Below are 1,741 nucleotides of genomic sequence, written 5' to 3'. Positions count from 1 at the left end.
TTGTGGGGACGACAATTTTCTCAAGTTAATACTTCGGCTGCTTTTATTAAACTTTAAAGTATATTTTAAAAGATAATTATTTAAAGAGACTATGTTGATAATTTCAATACAGCCTCTTTTTTAATTGAATAATAAAAAACTTAATTGCATTTAAAACAAAAAGCAGTTTGTTGTAATTCTTCTTGATTTTACTACCGTTGTGGGGACGACAATTTTCTCAAGTTAATACTTCAGCTGCTTTTATTTAATTTAAGTCAGGTAAACTGAAACTTAATTTTTAAAGGCTGTATTGAAATTATCAATACAGCCTCTTTTTTAATTTAATTTTAATTGGGGCTTTAAAATTGAATTTTAATTGAGATGTTTTTATTTAAAATTTAAAAAGAAGTCTGTAATTAAATTTTGATTTTAGAACCGTTGTGGGGACAACAATTTTCTTAGGTATGCCAGACTGATTTTTAATTATAAAAGAACATGATTTAAAGGACTTATAACTTCTTTATTGCTATTATTATAGCTAAAATCAGGAGTTAGTGTGTTTATAAATATTCTTTTAATTAGCACATTTTTATCTGTGTTAGAACTGTTTTTAATTACTTTTAAATGAGGTTCTTGTTGGTTTATTTTTAGGGGTTTCATAATTATATTTTTTAGTTATAAATATTCTTATATAAGTTATCAGATATAAATATTTATTTATTGATAAATATTTGAGTAAAATAATTTCTACCTGATGTTTTACATTTTTCAGTTGAAATTCCAAAATGTGTATAATTTGGGTTTTCAATTACAGCTCTATGGCTTTCGCTATTTAACCAGCCATTTACAGCGCCTTCGGCAGTACTAAAACCAAAAGCAACGTTTTCTCCAACTTGTTTTGCGTGTGCTTTTTCCATCAATGTTTTTGAACGTTCTTGAAAGTTGTCATGGTTTAATTGACCTACTTTAATCATGTAATTTGTATGTTCATCAGCAGTAACAGATACAATACTCATTGGTTTTAAGGCAGCTAAGCCTAATTCTTGTCTGTGAGCGTTTACTAAATCTAATATGTCAGATTCAATGGCTGAATATTCAATTGTATCAATTTCTGATAGTTGATTTGATTTGTCGAAATAAATCCCATCTTCTTCTTGTGAACAAGAGAATAAAACAAGACATAAAAGAGCAAGTAGGCTGTTTTTTAGGGGTAGTGTTTTCATTTTGTGGGGCTTTGTGGGGTTAGTTGTATTTAATGTTGTTTGTAAGGTATTTTAAAAAACTAAATTGATCTTTTTTCTAATGTAGTTTGGAATGTAAATCTGTTGTAAAATACCTGTTGATAAAATAAAATCATCAAGTTCATTTTTTGGAAAAAAATGACTTGATGATTTTATGTTCTTATTTAAAAATAAGAAGGGGTTGATTGAATTGTTAAAATGATATGTAAAATTAATTGTAATCATTTTATTGTTGTGGGGTTATGGGGTTATTGTATTAATATTACATAACAAATATATGAAAAATAATAACCCAAACAATAAAAAAACGTAAAAATTTACCATTTGTTTATAAAAACATACCGTTTATATGGTAAAACAATCCTTGTTTACGGAATTACAATACTATTTGTATGGTTTTCTAATACCGTTTGTTTAAAAAAAAATGTATTTCATTTTTGTTTTTACGCATAAAAAGAAGCCGTCTCATAACCTGAGGCGGTTTTTTTATTAAATGATTTGTATAAAAACCGGTCATTTTG

The 1,741-nt window shown here is 26.5% G+C and carries 2 protein-coding genes; both read right to left on the bottom strand.

Annotated features, from left to right (window positions below; translation table 11 throughout):
• Positions 1 to 462 precede the first annotated feature (462 nt).
• Positions 463 to 639, bottom strand: coding sequence for a hypothetical protein (locus tag EC396_RS17920; protein ID WP_164975276.1), 177 nt, complete (start codon positions 637 to 639; stop codon positions 463 to 465).
• A gap of 53 nt (positions 640 to 692) precedes the next feature.
• Positions 693 to 1,202 carry a CAP domain-containing protein gene (locus tag EC396_RS12810; protein WP_129366946.1) on the bottom strand — a complete coding sequence of 170 codons (510 nt, stop codon included), beginning with the start codon at positions 1,200 to 1,202 and terminating at the stop codon, positions 693 to 695.
• Positions 1,203 to 1,741 lie beyond the last annotated feature (539 nt).

This window comes from Lutibacter sp. HS1-25, from assembly GCF_004121075.1.
GTDB lineage: Bacteria > Bacteroidota > Bacteroidia > Flavobacteriales > Flavobacteriaceae > Lutibacter.
Note: the sequence above shows the minus strand (reverse complement) of the source record. Positions and strands in the feature narration are given on the sequence as shown.

Coding starts and splice junctions, on each gene's coding strand:
- EC396_RS12810 (WP_129366946.1), bottom strand. CDS start 1,202: ATGAAAACACTACCCCTAAAAAACAGCCTACTTGCTCTTTTATGTCTT.
- EC396_RS17920 (WP_164975276.1), bottom strand. CDS start 639: ATGAAACCCCTAAAAATAAACCAACAAGAACCTCATTTAAAAGTAATT.